The sequence below is a fragment of the Enterobacter cloacae complex sp. P29RS genome (assembly GCF_014893445.1).
Taxonomy (GTDB): Bacteria; Pseudomonadota; Gammaproteobacteria; order Enterobacterales; family Enterobacteriaceae; genus Enterobacter; species Enterobacter intestinihominis.
In genome coordinates this window covers 26,017-41,986 of sequence record NZ_JADBPZ010000016.1, presented here as the reverse complement: position 1 = coordinate 41,986, position 15,970 = coordinate 26,017, and the positions used below count along the sequence as shown (strand labels likewise).

At 54.8% G+C, this 15,970-nt stretch carries 10 protein-coding genes; 4 read left to right on the top strand and 6 right to left on the bottom strand.

Annotated elements, in window-relative coordinates; genetic code table 11:
• Positions 1-252 precede the first annotated feature (252 nt).
• The 4 genes from pncB (at position 253) to IM282_RS13410 (ending at position 6,064) form a co-directional block, all read left to right on the top strand.
• Complete coding sequence (gene pncB / locus IM282_RS13425; RefSeq protein ID WP_023299736.1) at positions 253-1,455, top strand: nicotinate phosphoribosyltransferase; 1,203 nt, start codon at positions 253-255, stop codon at positions 1,453-1,455.
• Positions 1,456-1,623: 168 nt separating this feature from the next.
• Positions 1,624-3,024, top strand: coding sequence for an asparagine--tRNA ligase (gene asnS, locus IM282_RS13420; protein ID WP_038415785.1), 1,401 nt, complete (start codon positions 1,624-1,626; stop codon positions 3,022-3,024).
• Between the two features lie 606 nt (positions 3,025-3,630).
• Complete coding sequence (gene ompF, locus IM282_RS13415) at positions 3,631-4,689, top strand: porin OmpF (RefSeq protein WP_022647640.1); 1,059 nt, start codon at positions 3,631-3,633, stop codon at positions 4,687-4,689.
• A 184-nt stretch (positions 4,690-4,873) separates the two neighbouring features.
• On the top strand, positions 4,874-6,064 hold the full coding sequence (locus tag IM282_RS13410) for an amino acid aminotransferase (RefSeq protein WP_023299734.1): 1,191 nt from the start codon (positions 4,874-4,876) through the stop codon (positions 6,062-6,064).
• Positions 6,065-6,116: 52 nt separating this feature from the next.
• Here IM282_RS13410 and IM282_RS13405 read toward each other — a convergent pair whose 3' ends face one another.
• The 6 genes from IM282_RS13405 to mukF all read right to left on the bottom strand — a co-directional run bounded on the left by IM282_RS13405 (position 6,117) and on the right by mukF (position 15,970).
• On the bottom strand, positions 6,117-6,764 hold the full coding sequence (locus tag IM282_RS13405) for an MBL fold metallo-hydrolase (RefSeq protein ID WP_192970479.1): 648 nt from the start codon (positions 6,762-6,764) through the stop codon (positions 6,117-6,119).
• A 20-nt stretch (positions 6,765-6,784) separates the two neighbouring features.
• Positions 6,785-7,336, bottom strand: coding sequence for a YcbK family protein (locus IM282_RS13400; RefSeq protein WP_003858202.1), 552 nt, complete (start codon positions 7,334-7,336; stop codon positions 6,785-6,787).
• 175 nt (positions 7,337-7,511) lie between these two features.
• Positions 7,512-9,335: a L,D-transpeptidase gene (gene ldtD, locus IM282_RS13395; RefSeq protein WP_192970478.1), complete on the bottom strand. Its 1,824-nt coding sequence runs from the start codon at positions 9,333-9,335 to the stop codon at positions 7,512-7,514.
• A gap of 179 nt (positions 9,336-9,514) precedes the next feature.
• The gene (gene mukB, locus IM282_RS13390; protein ID WP_023299731.1) at positions 9,515-13,963 is read right to left on the bottom strand and encodes a chromosome partition protein MukB; all 4,449 of its coding nucleotides are present in this window, start codon (positions 13,961-13,963) and stop codon (positions 9,515-9,517) included.
• On the bottom strand, positions 13,963-14,667 hold the full coding sequence (gene mukE, locus IM282_RS13385) for a chromosome partition protein MukE (protein WP_003858208.1): 705 nt from the start codon (positions 14,665-14,667) through the stop codon (positions 13,963-13,965). Before mukE ends, mukB begins: the two co-directional genes overlap by 1 nt.
• Positions 14,648-15,970, bottom strand: coding sequence for a chromosome partition protein MukF (gene mukF, locus IM282_RS13380; RefSeq protein WP_022647635.1), 1,323 nt, complete (start codon positions 15,968-15,970; stop codon positions 14,648-14,650). Before mukF ends, mukE begins: the two co-directional genes overlap by 20 nt.

Below are 15,970 nucleotides of genomic sequence, written 5' to 3'. Positions count from 1 at the left end.
GAAAACCTTATGCATCGTTTGTCGAGTAACGATTCAATATATTCCGGTTGTGTAAAACGCGCTATGCAGAATGTTCATCTTTTCAGGCACAACGCCGTTTTTGCTACATTTTTATAACACGGGGCACGAAATGCACTCGACCATAAAGTGTGCTTATGTTGTGATCGGGGTTCAATAAATCACTAAACAGGGTATACTCCGGAGTTGTTTATTGTACTAAACGCTCCCGTGAGAGGATGCTACAGCGCACCTATGACTCAATTCGCTTCTCCGGTTCTGCATACGTTGCTGGATACCGACGCGTACAAGCTGCATATGCAGCAAGCCGTGTTTCACCACTATCATGATGTTCATGTTGCGGCGGAATTTCGCTGCCGGGGTGACGACTTGCTGGGTATCTACGCAGATTCCATTCGTGAACAGGTCGATGCCATGCAGCATCTGGCGCTCACCGATGACGAATATCAGTGGCTTTCAGGCCTGCCTTTCTTTAAAGCGGACTATCTGAACTGGCTGCGTGAGTTCCGCTATAAGCCGGAACAGGTCACCGTCACCAATGATAACGGCAAGCTGGACATTCGTCTGACCGGCCCGTGGCGCGAAGTGATCATGTGGGAAGTGCCGCTTCTGGCCGTGATCAGCGAGCTGGCCCACCGCTATCGCTCCCCTGAAACCGGTGTAACGCAGGCGGTTGCCGCTCTGGAGAATAAACTCGTTGAGTTTTCCAGACTGACAGAAGGGCTGGATATGTCCCGCTTCCGTCTGATGGACTTTGGCACGCGCCGCCGCTTCTCTCGCGAGGTTCAGGAAGCCATTGTCAGACGTCTGCAACAGGAGCCGTGGTTCGTTGGCACCAGTAACTACGATCTGGCGCGTCGCCTTGATTTAACGCCGATGGGTACCCAGGCGCACGAATGGTTCCAGGCGCACCAGCAGATCAGCCCTGACCTTGCCAACAGCCAGCGCGCCGCCCTCGCCGCGTGGCTTGAGGAATACCCGGATCGGCTGGGTATTGCCCTTACCGACTGCATTACCATGGACGCGTTCCTGCGCGACTTTGGCCCTGAGTTTGCCGAACGCTACCAGGGTTTGCGCCATGATTCCGGGGACCCGGTTGAATGGGGTGAGAAAGCCATCGCCCATTACGAAAAACTGGGTATCGATCCCATGAGTAAGGTGCTGGTCTTCTCCGATAACCTTGACCTGGCGAAAGCCGTCGACCTTTATCGCCACTTCTCATCGCGGGTGAACCTGAGTTTCGGGATTGGTACGCGCTTAACCTGTGATATCCCCCAGGTGAAACCGCTGAACATCGTCATAAAGCTAGTGGAATGTAACGGTAAGCCGGTCGCGAAGCTCTCCGACAGCCCTGGCAAAACCATCTGCCATGACAAAGCGTTTGTCCGCGCATTACGTAAAGCCTTCGATCTGCCTCAGGTTAAAAAAGCCAGTTAACGGCTTCGGGGGAGCCTTCATGGCTCCCCTTCTCTTATTAATTTCTTATTTCTTCTCTTAAGACGGTGAAATTTACTTGTCTGATAGCGGATGGCAGGTAACATAGATATCCCCCCTATAAGGGCGGACAAGTGTTTATTTTTTCCGACTATTAACAGAGAGAATATTATGAGCGTTGTGCCTGTAGCCGACGTACTCCAGGGCCGTGTCGCCGTTGACCAGGAGGTCACCGTGCGCGGATGGGTGCGTACTCGCCGAGATTCTAAAGCTGGCATCTCCTTCCTCGCCGTCTATGACGGTTCCTGCTTTGATCCTGTACAGGCCGTCATTAATAATTCTCTGCCCAATTACAATGATGACGTTCTGCACCTGACAACCGGCTGTTCCGTGATCGTCACCGGTGTTGTGGTGGCCTCTCCGGGCCAGGGTCAGAGCTACGAAATTCAGGCGACCTCGGTGGAAGTGACCGGCTGGGTTGAAGATCCGGACACCTATCCGATGGCTGCAAAGCGTCACAGCATCGAATATCTGCGTGAAGTTGCGCACCTGCGTCCGCGCACCAACCTGATTGGTGCAGTGGCGCGCGTGCGTCATACGCTGGCGCAGGCGCTGCATCGCTTCTTTGACGAGCAGGGTTACTTCTGGGTGTCTACTCCGCTGATCACGGCATCCGATACCGAAGGCGCAGGTGAAATGTTCCGCGTTTCAACGCTGGATATGGAAAACCTGCCGCGTACGCCGGAAGGTAAAGTCGATTACGACAAAGACTTCTTTGGTAAAGAAGCCTTCCTGACGGTTTCCGGCCAGCTCAACGGCGAAACCTATGCCTGTGCGCTGTCTAAGATCTACACCTTCGGCCCAACCTTCCGTGCGGAAAACTCTAACACCAGCCGTCACCTGGCGGAATTCTGGATGCTGGAGCCGGAAGTCGCCTTTGCCGATCTGAATGACGTGGCTGGCCTGGCAGAAGCGATGCTGAAATACGTGTTCAAAGCCGTTCTCGAAGAACGCGCAGACGACATGAAATTCTTCGCTGAGCGTGTCGATAAGGACGCCATCGCCCGTCTTGAGCGCTTCGTCTCCGCAGACTTCGCGCAGGTGGATTACACCGACGCGGTCGCTATCCTGGAAAAATGCGGCGAGAAATTCGAAAACCCGGTTTACTGGGGCGTGGATCTCTCCTCCGAGCATGAACGTTATCTGGCAGAGAAGCACTTCAAAGCACCGGTTGTGGTGAAAAACTATCCGAAAGACATTAAGGCGTTCTATATGCGCCTTAACGAAGATGGTAAAACCGTTGCCGCGATGGATGTTCTGGCGCCGGGCATCGGTGAGATCATCGGTGGCTCCCAGCGTGAAGAGCGCCTGGATGTACTGGATGCGCGTATGCAGGAGATGGGCCTGAACCCGGCGGACTACAGCTGGTATCGCGATCTCCGTCGCTACGGCACCGTTCCGCACTCTGGCTTTGGCCTGGGCTTCGAACGTCTGATTGCTTACGTAACAGGTGTTCAGAACGTACGTGATGTGATTCCGTTCCCACGCACACCGCGTAACGCAAGTTTCTAACCGACCAAATCATTAATGGCCAGCAAATGCTGGCCATTATTTTATCCTGCAATGTCAGTTTTCGTCAGTCAAAAGTAAGCGTCTATAAACCACAACCCCGCAATTCCCTCTACCTGTTACGTTTTGTTTCCACGAAATATCCTTAGACAAAAAAATAACCCTATTCTTATTGCGATTAATACAATCCTTACGCAATAGCACAAAAAACAACCACTTTCACAGCCATCTGGATGGCTTTTGTCGATTATAAGAAAAAATGAGCCGTTTAACTTCTGTTTATACGAAAGACCTTTAGCTAAATTAAACATAAGGAAATCATATATATAAGAATAAAGCGGAGGTTTAATTCACCAGAACGCGCTGAAGTTTGAGGTGCTTCACAAAGTTCCCAAAAATACATATTTAGTTACACATATTTTCTTTTGGTAACTGAATCTTGAAGATTGTAGCACTTTCAGTGTAGCGAAACGGTTCTATGAATGGAAAGATGCCTGTCAGACACATAAAGACACCTAACTCTCATCAATAGTTCCGGAAATATTTATTGACAGAATTTATTGACGGCAGTGGCGAGTGTCATAAAAAAACCAATGAGGGTAATAAATAATGATGAAGCGCAATATCCTGGCAGTGGTAGTCCCTGCCCTGCTGGTAGCCGGTGCAGCAAACGCTGCTGAAATCTATAACAAAGACGGCAACAAATTAGATCTTTACGGGAAAGCAGTTGGCCTGCATTACTTCTCTGATTACGCGGGCAACGATGGCGACAACACTTACGCGCGTCTGGGCTTCAAAGGTGAAACTCAGATCAACGATCAGCTGACTGGCTACGGTCAGTGGGAATACAACTTCCAGGGTAACAACTCTGAAGGCGGCGATGCGCAGAACGGCAACAAAACCCGTCTGGCATTCGCAGGTCTGAAATTTGGTGACGCAGGCTCCTTCGACTACGGTCGTAACTACGGTCTGGTCTATGACGCAATCGGCATCACCGATATGCTGCCTGAGTTCGGTGGCGACACCGGCGCGAGCGATAACTTCTTCGCAGGCCGTACGGGTGGTCTGGCGACTTACCGTAACAGCAACTTCTTCGGCCTGGTTGACGGTCTGAACTTTGGTGTTCAGTACCTGGGCAAAAATGAACGTGATGACGCGGTACGTTCCAACGGCGACGGCTGGGCGACCTCTCTGAGCTATGACTACGAAGGCTTCGGCATTGTCGGTGCTTATGGCGCCGCTGACCGTACCAACAACCAGCAGACTCTGGAATGGGGTGAAGGCGACAAAGCTGAACAGTGGGCAACCGGCCTGAAATACGACGCGAACAACATCTACCTGGCAGCCATTTATGGCGAAATGCGTAACGCAGCGCGCCTGGGCAGCCGTGGTTTCGCTAACAAGTCTCAGGACTTCTCTGTTGTCGCTCAGTACCAGTTCGATTTCGGCCTGCGTCCATCCATCGCTTACTACAAATCTAAAGCGAAAGACGTAGAAGGTATCGGTGACGAAGACTACATCAACTACGTTGATATCGGTGCGACCTACTACTTCAACAAAAACATGTCTACCTATGTTGACTATCAGATCAACCAGCTGAAAGACGACAACAAGCTGGGCATCAACAACGACGACATCGTGGCTCTGGGTCTGGTTTACCAGTTCTAATCAGCACACCTCGTTGCTATATGCTTAATGAACAGGGCTTCGGCCCTGTTTTTTTATTCCCGAGAGAAAATAATAGCGACTTTTGAAAAGCCGCACGCTTTTCGTCGCAAACGGTTGGCATTTTGTAAATCTACCGTTAACCTGATAGCGGATTTCACTTCTGTAATCACAATGGAACTTCGTCATGTTTGAGAACATTACTGCCGCTCCTGCCGACCCAATTCTGGGCCTGGCCGATCTGTTTCGTGCCGACGACCGCCCTGGCAAAATCAACCTGGGTATTGGTGTATATAAAGATGAAACCGGCAAAACTCCGGTACTGACCAGCGTCAAAAAAGCTGAGCAGTATCTGCTGGAAAACGAAACCACCAAAAACTACCTCGGTATTGATGGTATCCCTGAATTTGGTCGCTGCACCCAGGAGCTGCTGTTCGGCAAAGGCAGCACCATTGTGAGCGAAAAACGCGCCCGCACGGCGCAGACCCCAGGCGGTACCGGCGCACTGCGCGTGGCGGCAGATTTCCTGGCGAAAAACACCTCTGTGAAGCGTGTCTGGGTAAGCAATCCAAGCTGGCCGAACCACAAGAGCGTGTTTAATTCTGCGGGTCTGGAAGTCCGTGAATACGCCTACTATGACGCGGCAAACCACGCGCTGGACTTCGATGGTTTGCTGGCCAGCCTGAGCGAAGCCCAGGCGGGCGATGTGGTGCTGTTCCATGGCTGCTGCCATAACCCAACTGGTATCGATCCTACGCTTGAACAGTGGGAACAGCTGGCTAAGCTGTCCGTTGAAAAAGGCTGGCTGCCGCTGTTCGACTTCGCTTACCAGGGCTTTGCCCGTGGTCTGGAAGAAGATGCTGAAGGTCTGCGCGCATTCGCCGCCGTCCATCAGGAGCTGATTGTCGCAAGCTCCTATTCCAAGAACTTTGGTCTGTATAACGAGCGTGTCGGCGCCTGTACGCTGGTGGCCGCTGACGATCAAACTGTCGATCGCGCATTCAGCCAGATGAAGTCCGTGATCCGCGCTAACTACTCCAACCCACCGGCACACGGTGCGTCTGTAGTTGCGACGATCCTGAGCAACGATGCGCTGCGCGCAATCTGGGAACAAGAGCTGAACGATATGCGTCAGCGCATTCAACGCATGCGTCTGCTGTTTGTGAACACGCTGGCTGAGAAAGGCGCCGACCGTGACTTCAGCTTCATCATCAAGCAGAACGGCATGTTCTCCTTCAGCGGTCTGACCAAAGAGCAGGTGCTGCGCCTGCGTGAAGAGTTTGGCGTCTATGCCGTTGCCTCTGGCCGCGTGAACGTTGCAGGTATGACGCCTGACAACATGGCGCCACTGTGCGAAGCCATTGTCGCGGTGCTGTAACCTGCACCCATAAAAAAAGCCTGCATCGCGCAGGCTTTTTTATTGAAAGGGTTTACCAGACAGGCATTTCATCCTGAAGGAACGGGTTATGCAACCGCTCATCGCCCAGCGTTGACATTGGTCCGTGTCCAGGGATAAACGTCACATCATCACCTAACGGTAATAACTTCTGCTTAATCGACTGAATCAGCTGACCGTGATCGCCGCGTGGGAAATCGCTGCGTCCTACGCCCCCTTTGAAAATCACGTCACCGGAAATCAGCAGACGCGACGCGTCATCAAAGAAGACAATATGGCCAGGCGTATGCCCGGGGCAATGCAACACCTGTAAAGTTACATTCCCTACGTTAACGCGATCGCCTTCGTTCAGCCAGTGGTCCGGTGTCAGTGGCTGACAGTCATCCAGACCAAACATGCGGCTTTGGGCAGGCAGCCCCTGAAGCCAGAACTCATCTTCTTTTTCCGGGCCGATAATCGGCACACCGTAGTGTTCAGCCAGTTCAGCCGCTGCACCCACATGGTCAAGATGGCCATGGGTCAGTAAAATCTGCATCAGCGTTACACCGCTGGCAGCGACTTCCTGCTTGATTGTCTCAGCGTCGCCACCGGGATCAACAAGCGCGGCCAGTTTAGTTTGTTCACACCAGATCAATGAACAGTTCTGTGAGAACGCGGTAACCGGAATAATACGATAGTTCATACTGCTCCTGTGTTTCGTTATTACCAGTGCCGAACCGGCCCGGTATCAATATGCACAAAGTTGCTACGTGGGTAGTATCCTACACCACCTGCGCGCATAGATAACGCCGCTTTGCGAATATTGGCTAACGAAACGCCTTCAATATGGAAATCCATCGCCTGCCCTTTGGTGTGATAGCTTTTTTTCGCTACCCCACGGCTGTGGGCGCGCAGTTCATTGTTGGTATCCAGAGAGCGATAGCCAGAAATGAGTTGCACCGGCCTTTTGGTCCCCAGCAGTCCCTGCAAGCGGTAAAGCTGATCGAATAATCCAGGGTCGATGGCTTTGATTTTGTTCGCGCGGAAATCACGGAAAAAATGGTTGAGTCGTGCTAATTCATCCTGAATATAGCCTCTGCCATCGAAAAATTCCGCTTTAAGCGTCTCACCAGTATGCAGATTGTTGAGCGTTAAAATACGCGGACGAGGTGTCGAGAGGGTGGCAAATGCTGGCGTCGGAAGGATGGCTGCTGCGCCCAGCGCAACGCCACCTAGCGCCAGCAATTTGCGGCGATTAGCGTCAAATTTGTCCATGATAATCAGGTCTACAGGTAAAAGAAATTGTCAATATGCTTAGCGCACGAAGGGCACCATAACTGGCAAAGCCTGCTACGTCAAGGCGCCCAATCCCAGTGTATACGCGGCTTGCAGCCAGATCGCCTCATATTCACCATAACTTACGACAATCATTTTTACCGAACTACTTCATTTACCTGATTAATTGTTCCGCTTTTGGCAAGATTTGTGCGCCGGATCGCGCTGTCAGATCATAATTGTAAATATCTGTACGATACTGGGTACGTCCGTCCGCGCCCACAAACGCCGTCAGATAGTAAAGATTGACCGGAATATTGTGGCGGATATTGACGTAACGCGTATCCCCCTGCTTCAGGGCATCTGATATCCGCGTATCGTTCCAGCCTGCATCCTGCAACAGCATATTCGCCAGCTCCGAGGCCTTATTCACGCGAACGCAGCCAGAACTGAGCGCGCGTGCGTCTTTCTGGAACAGATTATGGTTCGGGGTATCATGCAGATAGATTGCGTCCGAACTTGGCATATTGAATTTGTAACGTCCGAGCGAGTTATGCGCACCCGGTGCCTGCTGGAAACGGAACGGCAGGTTCGAAGGCGTAATCGTTGACCAGTCGACCATCCAGGGGTCAATCGCTTCTTTGCTGTTCCAGCCACGCATCACCGTATAGTTATGTCGCTCCAGATAGCCCGGGTCATTCCAGACCTTAGGCAGGATATCTTTGCGCGCCAGCGTCGGCGGCACGTTCCACGGCGGGTTAACCACCACGTTATTCAGCGCGCTGCTCATCATCGGCGTTTTGCGGTCAGGTCGACCCACAATCACGCGGGACGCCAGCACTTCGCTACCGTCCTGATAGTAGACCAGGGAGTACGCCGGAATGTTGACCATAATGCCGGTGGATAACGTGCCCGGCAGCAAGCGCAAGCGCTGGATATTCAACGCCAGCACCCCTGCCCGCTGGGCCGGAGAGACGTTCAGCCAGTCGCGAGTCGATGGACCAATCACGCCGTCGGCGCCCAGCCCCTGCGCGGCCTGGAACTGCTTCACTGCCGCGACCAGCTCGCGATCGTAAGCGGCGGGCTTATTGCTCAGCGCAACGGCGGTTTTCTCTTTTACCGGCGCCGACGGGCTGACGACTGCGTTTTGCGTATCGTCGCCGGGCAGCGCAATTTTAGGGCCGCTGTCAAGCATGCCAGACCGTTTCATAATTTCGCGAATCGCAGGCACATCGCTGCTCCATTGTCCCGGACGCAGCGTTGCTGTTCCACGCAACTCAGGCCACGGGCGGGAATCCGCGACCAGCTCAAGAAGCGACTGATGCATCGTGGCATACTGCGGGTGGGCGGGCGCAAGGCTTGCGATAAAGCGCGGCAGTTCACCGTTGTCCAGCGACAGCTGCCACCGATTAATGACGGACAGCGCGGGCGTCGCCAGCTTGTACGGTTTACTGCTGTATAACCAGCGGTTGCCGTTCACCGAAATCCCCGCCACAAACTGCAAGTAGCCCATCATGGCATCAGACAGCACCACGTCACGCGCCTGTCCGGTAACGGCAGGGTCGGTCAGGAGTTCAACCCAGGTCGTGAACTGTGGCTGAAAACCTGCAATCGCCACTTCAGCCAGCTGCTGCTGGAAGGCACGTACCGCCTCGCGATTTTCCCACATCGGTTTCATATCGCGCGCAGCGTAAAGCAGCGTGAGCTGGTTAATATAAGCGGGAGTATAGCCCGAGGGCAGCCCGGTCATAAGCTGCTGGCGTAATGATTCAGTATCGATGCCTTCCGGCAGCGGTTTAATGCCGGCCATGATGGCCGTCGCCGGAGACTGATCCAGCGGTTGTGACAGCGACGTCGGCTGCGCGCCCATCGTCGCGGAGCTGTCAGTCGGTACAATTTCAGGCTCATCGGCCTGAGCGGTAAACAGTGGAGCAAACATCACTGTCAGGCACAAACTCAGCGCAGACAGCTGACGACCACGATCTTTCTTAAGCAACATCCCTTGCCCCCTGTTTTTCACGACATGCCCAGTATTATGGAGCTTTCCTTCAGTATAGAAAGGCATACACGCTGCTGCCTTGCCTTATGTAAAGAAGTTTAAAGATAACGCAGCCCTGAACACAAGTTAAGTGAATAAAAAAAGCGACGCCTGAGCGCCGCCTTTTATCATACCCCGGGTTAAGAGGCGTCAGCCGTGCCCGGTAATGACTCCGGTGGCTGCGGGGCGAAGCCACGCAGACCTACGACGTGTACATGTTCACTGTTCTGGAACACTTTACGCACCAGCTTATAGGTTGTCCCTTTTTCCGGACTGATGTTTTCCGGCGCCGCGATGATGAGCTGCATATCGAGTCGCTCGCAAAGCTCAAACAGCGTGGCGATGGAGCGGGCGTCGAGACGCGCGGCTTCATCGAGGAACAGCAGACGGCATGGAGAGATGTCCTTGCCGCGCAGACGACGCGCTTCATCTTCCCAGCTCTGCACCACCATCACCAGAATCGACATACCAGTACCGATGGCTTCACCGGTAGAGAGCGCACCGGATTCCGCGCGCAGCCAGCCGTCTGAGCCACGGTTAACCTCAACTTCCATTTCCAGATAGTTGCGGTAGTCCAGCAACTCCTCGCCGATGGTTTGCGGCGTACGCTGGCCCATGTCAATCTGCGGATTCAGACGCTGATACAGCTTCGCCAGCGCTTCGGAGAAGGTCAGGCGGTTACTGTTGAACAGATCCTGATGCTGCTCATGCTGTTCAGACAACACGTCAAGCAGCGTGGAGTGCGCCTCACGCACGTTCACGTTCAGCCGCACGCTGTTTACCTGGCCAAACGACACGCTTTGCAGGCCCTGGTTCAGCTGACGGATACGGTTCTGCTCGCGCTGAATGGTTTTACGAATAATATTCGCCACGCTGCGGGAGCTGATTGCCAGCTTCTGCTCGCGGGAAGTCAGCTCCTCCGTCAGACGGCCCAGCTCGATCTCCATCTGTTCGATCGCTTCAACCGGATCGTCGGTACGGATGATGTCCTGACGAATACGTTCGCGTAAGTGCTGATAAACCGCCACGAAGAACTGAATTTTGCGCTCAGGACGCTTCGGATCTTCGGACATGCGCAGCACGTCGCGCAGGTGTTCATTGTCCGCCACGGCCAGACGCAGCGCACCCAGCGCCTTATCCGACATAGAGCGCAGTTCATCGGCTGACAGGTACGCCAGCTCGCGACGGTGCAGACGACGCTCCACGTTGTTGTCCTTCACCATGCGCATAACCGCGCACCAGCCCGCCTTCGCAGTCACAACCTGTTCACGCATCTCAAAATAGTCGCGCTCCAGCTTGCGCAGACGACGCGTCAGGTTGTCCATCTCCGCTTCACAGAAGGTCAGCGCTTTTTCGAGCTGATTACGACGCGCACGGTTGTTGCTGAGCTGAGCATGCAGCTCATCGCGGCGAATACGCGCCCGCTCTTCTGCGCCGCTGTCGGCGCGCACGCCAATGTCCTGCAACTCTTTATGCAGGTCATTTAACAGCTCTTTCTTGGTGTCAAAGGAGCTTTTCAGCGACGCCATGACCTGGCTGTACTGGCTCAGCTGTGCAGCGTGAGTACGCATCGCTTCACGGGCGCGCGTTCGTTCCGCTTCGGCCTGCTCAAGACGCTGGCGCAGCTTTTCATTCAGATCGCTGTTCCCGCTCAGCATTTCTGCTGAATCGGAGTAGCCGAAGTGTGCGCGACGTTGCACCACTTCCGTGAGGGCAAACGCCTGCTGACGCGCTTCGCGCTGCACCTGCTGTGACCAGGCGTAATCTTCTTTTAACTGCTCAAACTGTTCCGGGTCGCTCTGGAGAACGGAAACCATCGGCTCCAGTTTTGCCAGCTGATTGCCGTGTTGCTGCACAAAGCGCGCCGCTTCCTGCGCTTCGTCCAGACGTTCCTGAATCTCATCCACGCGGTCGGCGAGCGTATCGTCCGCCAGCAGGTTCAGGCGCGGCAGGATGCGGTTAAGGGCCGCAACGCCTTCTTTCGCCTGCTCAAACTGCACGCGGCTTTGCTGGTTGTCATTTTCATGGCTGGCAAGCGCACGCTCCAGCTCACCGCGGCGGGTGTTGAGCTTACGAATTTCGGCTTCCGGATCGGGCTGGAAGGCAACGCCCAGATGGCTGCCGATAAAGCGGCTGAACGCCTGATGCAGACGCTGGGTTTTCTGCACGTCAAACGACAGGGTCGCAAAACGCTCTGAAAGCGTTTCACGCTCGGCGTGCAGGCTTTCAATACGGTTTTCACGCGCGGCGCGGCCAAACAGCGGCAGTTCCGGGAAGCGCGAATAGCGCCACTGGCGATCGGCGATTTTCACCACCACCGCTTTTTCCAGCTCGTCGACGCTGAATACGCTGTCATCAAACGACTGCGGATCCCCTTCGATGAGGTAGAGATCTTCCGGGCAGTCTTCCAGCCCTGCAAGCTGGTCAGAAATCAGCGACAGATCCGGCACTACAATCGCGTTACGGGACGGACCGTACAGCGCGGAGAAGTACGGCGCATCGTCCAGGCCGACGTCGTCGTAAATTTCAGACAGCAGCACGCCGCCGAAACGCTCGGCTAACGCATTCAGGCGCGGATCTTCTGAGCCGCCAGGCTGGCTTAAACGCTCGATTTCTTCATCGACGTCACGCTTGCGCGCGCCCACTTCGTCACGCTCAACAATCGCTTCGCGTTCGCGCTCCAGCAGCTGTTGCATGTATTCGGTGACGTCCTGGCTGGAGGCAAACTCCTGACCACACTGCTCGCTGAGCTGGTTCAGGCTGCTTTGTGCGGCCAGCCAGATCGGCGCACGCTGTAAGAGCGTCTTCGAACGGGACTGAAGCTGTTCCAGCTCCTGACGCAGCGTCATGCGCTGTTCGCTGGCGTTCGATACGGTATCGGACAGGGCCGCAATACGCGCTTCCAGCTCCTGATGCAGAGCCTCAAGCTCGTCGAAATCGTAATTTTTACCCTGACGTTTGCAGAATTCCGCCAGCAGACGCTCAGCTTCCTGCTGTTCACGCAGACGCTGTTCCAGCTCGTTCAGGCGCATGCGCAGCGGCTGCACCTGCTCGGCCAGATGGCGTTGATTGACGCCGTCGCGCAGCAACTCACGGGCAACGTCCCATGCTTCGTTACGCGCCAGCGGACCGTTGATCGCCACCACCAGCTGGTACGCCTGCTCAAACTGGCTGTGTGCCGTTTGCGCCACGCTCATTTTCTGATCGAGAGAAAGCAGTTTCTCAGTGGCTTCCTGCTCTTTGGCCTGGAAGGTATCCAGCCATTCGTCAGCGCTTTCAGGGGTCAGGTCCGGCAGGTGGCACAGCTCTTTGGCACGCTGCAACGCCTGCAGCGCCTGGTTGTATTGGATCGCGCGGGTCTGCTGCACGTCCAGCGCCTGCTGGTAGTCTGCGAGCTGGCTTTTCAGCTCATCCACTTCCAGCTCGGCGGCTTCCGCGCGGGCTTCGTTCTCTTCCTGCAAATCGGCGGCTTCTGCCACCACTTCATTTTGCTCTTCAAGACGAATTTGCAGCTCATCGAGATCGGCTTCATAACGCTCGATTTTTTCCTGCTGACGCAGCGCGGTTTGCACCAGGTTCAGATGATCGCTGGCCGCCTGGTAATCGGCTTCCAGATCCCCTTCGGCACCGTTGTGCTCGCCCAGTTCGCGCGCCATTTCGACATGCTTATACTGCTCGGCGACCAGCTGTTTGCGGGAGGTAAACAGCTCGCGGCGGTATTCCAGCGCCTGATCGAGATGAATACGGCGCTCGTTGGCGTGACGCATATAGTCTGCCGCCACGTAGTTGGTGGCTTCGCTGATCAGGTGCTTAAACAGATCGCGGTCAGATTGCGTAACGCGAATCGCTTCCAGCGTCATGCGGTTTTCACGCAGCGCGGCTTCCATATCCTGGAAGGCCTTACGCACGCCGCTGTTTTCCGGCAGCAGGTAGTCGCGCAGGGAGCGGGTAATGGCGCTTGAGATACCGCCGTACAGGGAGGCTTCAATCAGACGGTAGTATTTACTACGATCTGACGCGCTGCGCAGACGACGGGCCACCACGCCGAGATCGAACATCAGAGAGTGGTAGTCGGTAATGGAGTTAAACTGCTTAAACTGCACGCCTTCGATGGCTTCCAGCTTGTCTTTCAGCTCCTGGAGCGTCAGAACGCGCGCCTGACGTTCATTCAGGGTTTCCGTCAGCAGCGCGGTCGGCTGCACGGAGGTTGGCAGCCCCTGGATCGCAAACGGTTTGATATCTACTTTACGGTCGCGGCCGGCAACCTGCTGCAGGCGCACGCCTACAACCACGCGCTGATGACGGGAGTTGATCACGTCCAGCACCGAATAACAGACGCCCGCTTTCAGCTTACCGTGCAGCCCTTTATCTCGGGAGCCGCTCGTTGCACCCGCTTCAGTGGTGTTACGGAAGTGCAGCAGGGTCAGGTCAGGGATCAGCGCCGTCACGAAGGCCGCCATGGTGGTGGATTTACCTGCCCCGTTACCGCCGGAGAGCGTTGTCACCAGCTCATCCAGATCGAAGGTTCGGGCAAAGAAGCCGTTCCAGTTAATCAGCGTTAGTGAGCGAAATTTACCGCGTTCAATCATTACTCTTCCTCCCCGCTATCCGGCTGATTCTCTTCGTGCTCGTCATTGAGCTGCAAATGGTTTTCCACCGGCATCGCTTCACCGTCACGGATCATGCGCAGCTGTGCTTCACGCGCATCGTCACCCGCACGCACGTCGGCACCAAAGCGGAAGACCGATTCGGTAATGCGGAACTTGCTGCTGTCGTGACCCATGAACCAGACCATTCCCAGACGGCGCAGACGGTTCAGGGAAGAGCGAACTTTTTCCTGTAATTTCTGACGGTCCAGATCGGACCCCGTCGAGCGATTATTTACCAGCTTGAGCAGCTTGCTTTCATCCGCCAGCGACAGCAGCTCATCGTAAAGCTCCTGCTGGGTGAAGATCCCTTCATTCGCCAGACGTTCCGGGCTGAGGTAGAGGTAGCAGAGAATTTTGCCGACCATCATATCCAGTTCGGAAAGCACCGAGCGCGGAATAAGCGTAGTAGAGCGCGGACGCAGGTAGAAAAACCCTTCCGGCGCGCGGATCAGCTCAACGTTATAGCGAGCGTAAAACTCTTCCAGATACTCCTGAAAGTCCATCAAAAAGGCGTGATTATCCAGCTCGTCAAGGCCAATGTGACGACCGGCACGCAGTTGGCTGTCCAGCGCCGGAAACAACGGATTCGCCAGCGCCTGTGCCAGCTTAACTGGCATCACTTGTTCAATATTTGTCAATGACATGCGCCTGTACCTTGGCTCCGTAATCGTTAATCGGCTGCCACTTCGGCGGCAGTCCGGTGAAATCGGCTTGTGCGATGCCCAGGCGCACCGCCTGGTCTACAACAATGCGGGCTACATCGAAGTGGCGCGCTCGCGGATACTGCGCCAGATAGTCGCGTACCACGAGGCCAAGATCCAGCGGTGCTTGTCTGGCTTTATAGACAGCGAGCTGTTCTTCGATCATCGCCGCAAGCTGCTCGCGAATTTCGTTAAATTCTTCGTATTCCAGATCCGGCGGCAGTTCCCCGGTAACCTCTTCATCACGCAGCGCCATCTCTTCGTCGCGCATATCCAGAAGACGATCGGCGTTGGCGTAGGTCAGCGCCCACGGCGCATCAAAGTAGGTCTGTACCGACTGGCGCAGACGCTGAGCAAAGACGCGGTTCTTATCCATATCAATGGCGGTACGGATAAATTTATGCACGTGGCGGTCGTAACCGATCCACAGGTCGATCGACTGCTGGCCCCAGCTGATAATGCGGTCAAGCTTACTCTGCAAATCAAACACCAGACGGTCGATAAAATGCAGATCGTCGTGCGCCATCGTCGCGTCCTGGATGCGCAGCAGGTTGGCCTGTAGCTTATCCCCAGCCGCCTCCAGCGTATCCTGCAACTCACGTAGCGTACCGGACGTTTCTGACAGCAAAAGTTCACAGCTGGAGATGGCCGCACGCCAGTCTTTATTCAGCAGTTGAGCGATATCGTCTTTGACCTGCTGCTGCTGTTCGTCCATCAGACGTTGAGTCAGATCGATACTGTCGAAAATCTCGGCGACCGAGTATTTTAGCGGCGCGTAAACGTTGCGATGCCAGTGGAATTCGTCACCGTTTTCATCAGCCGCGTCGGCGGCACGCTTCAGCTCGCCTGCAACAATGGAGAGCTGCATGGAGAGACGCAGCGTGGAAAATTCGCGCTGGCGGATGTAATAGTCGGTAATGCCAATGCCCAGTGGCGTAAGACGATAGATGGCGTTTCCTTCCGCCTGCTCGCTGGTAAAGCGGTTCAGCAGACGTTGACGCACCATATCATTGATTGCGTTGTTGGCACGCACGCTAATGGTTTCGCTGGTTTGCTCAAACGCATCACTGACGTGGCGGAACGCATCCACCAGTTCGCCTTCACTCATTTCGCCATCCAGGCGTTCGCCGTTTAGCGTCGCAACCGCCAGCAGGAATGAGAGTCTGTCTACCGGCAGCGAGATGGAGAAATCGTTTTTCCTGGCCCAGGCAACCAGTTCGGGGACTGTCTGGGAAAATTCACTCAT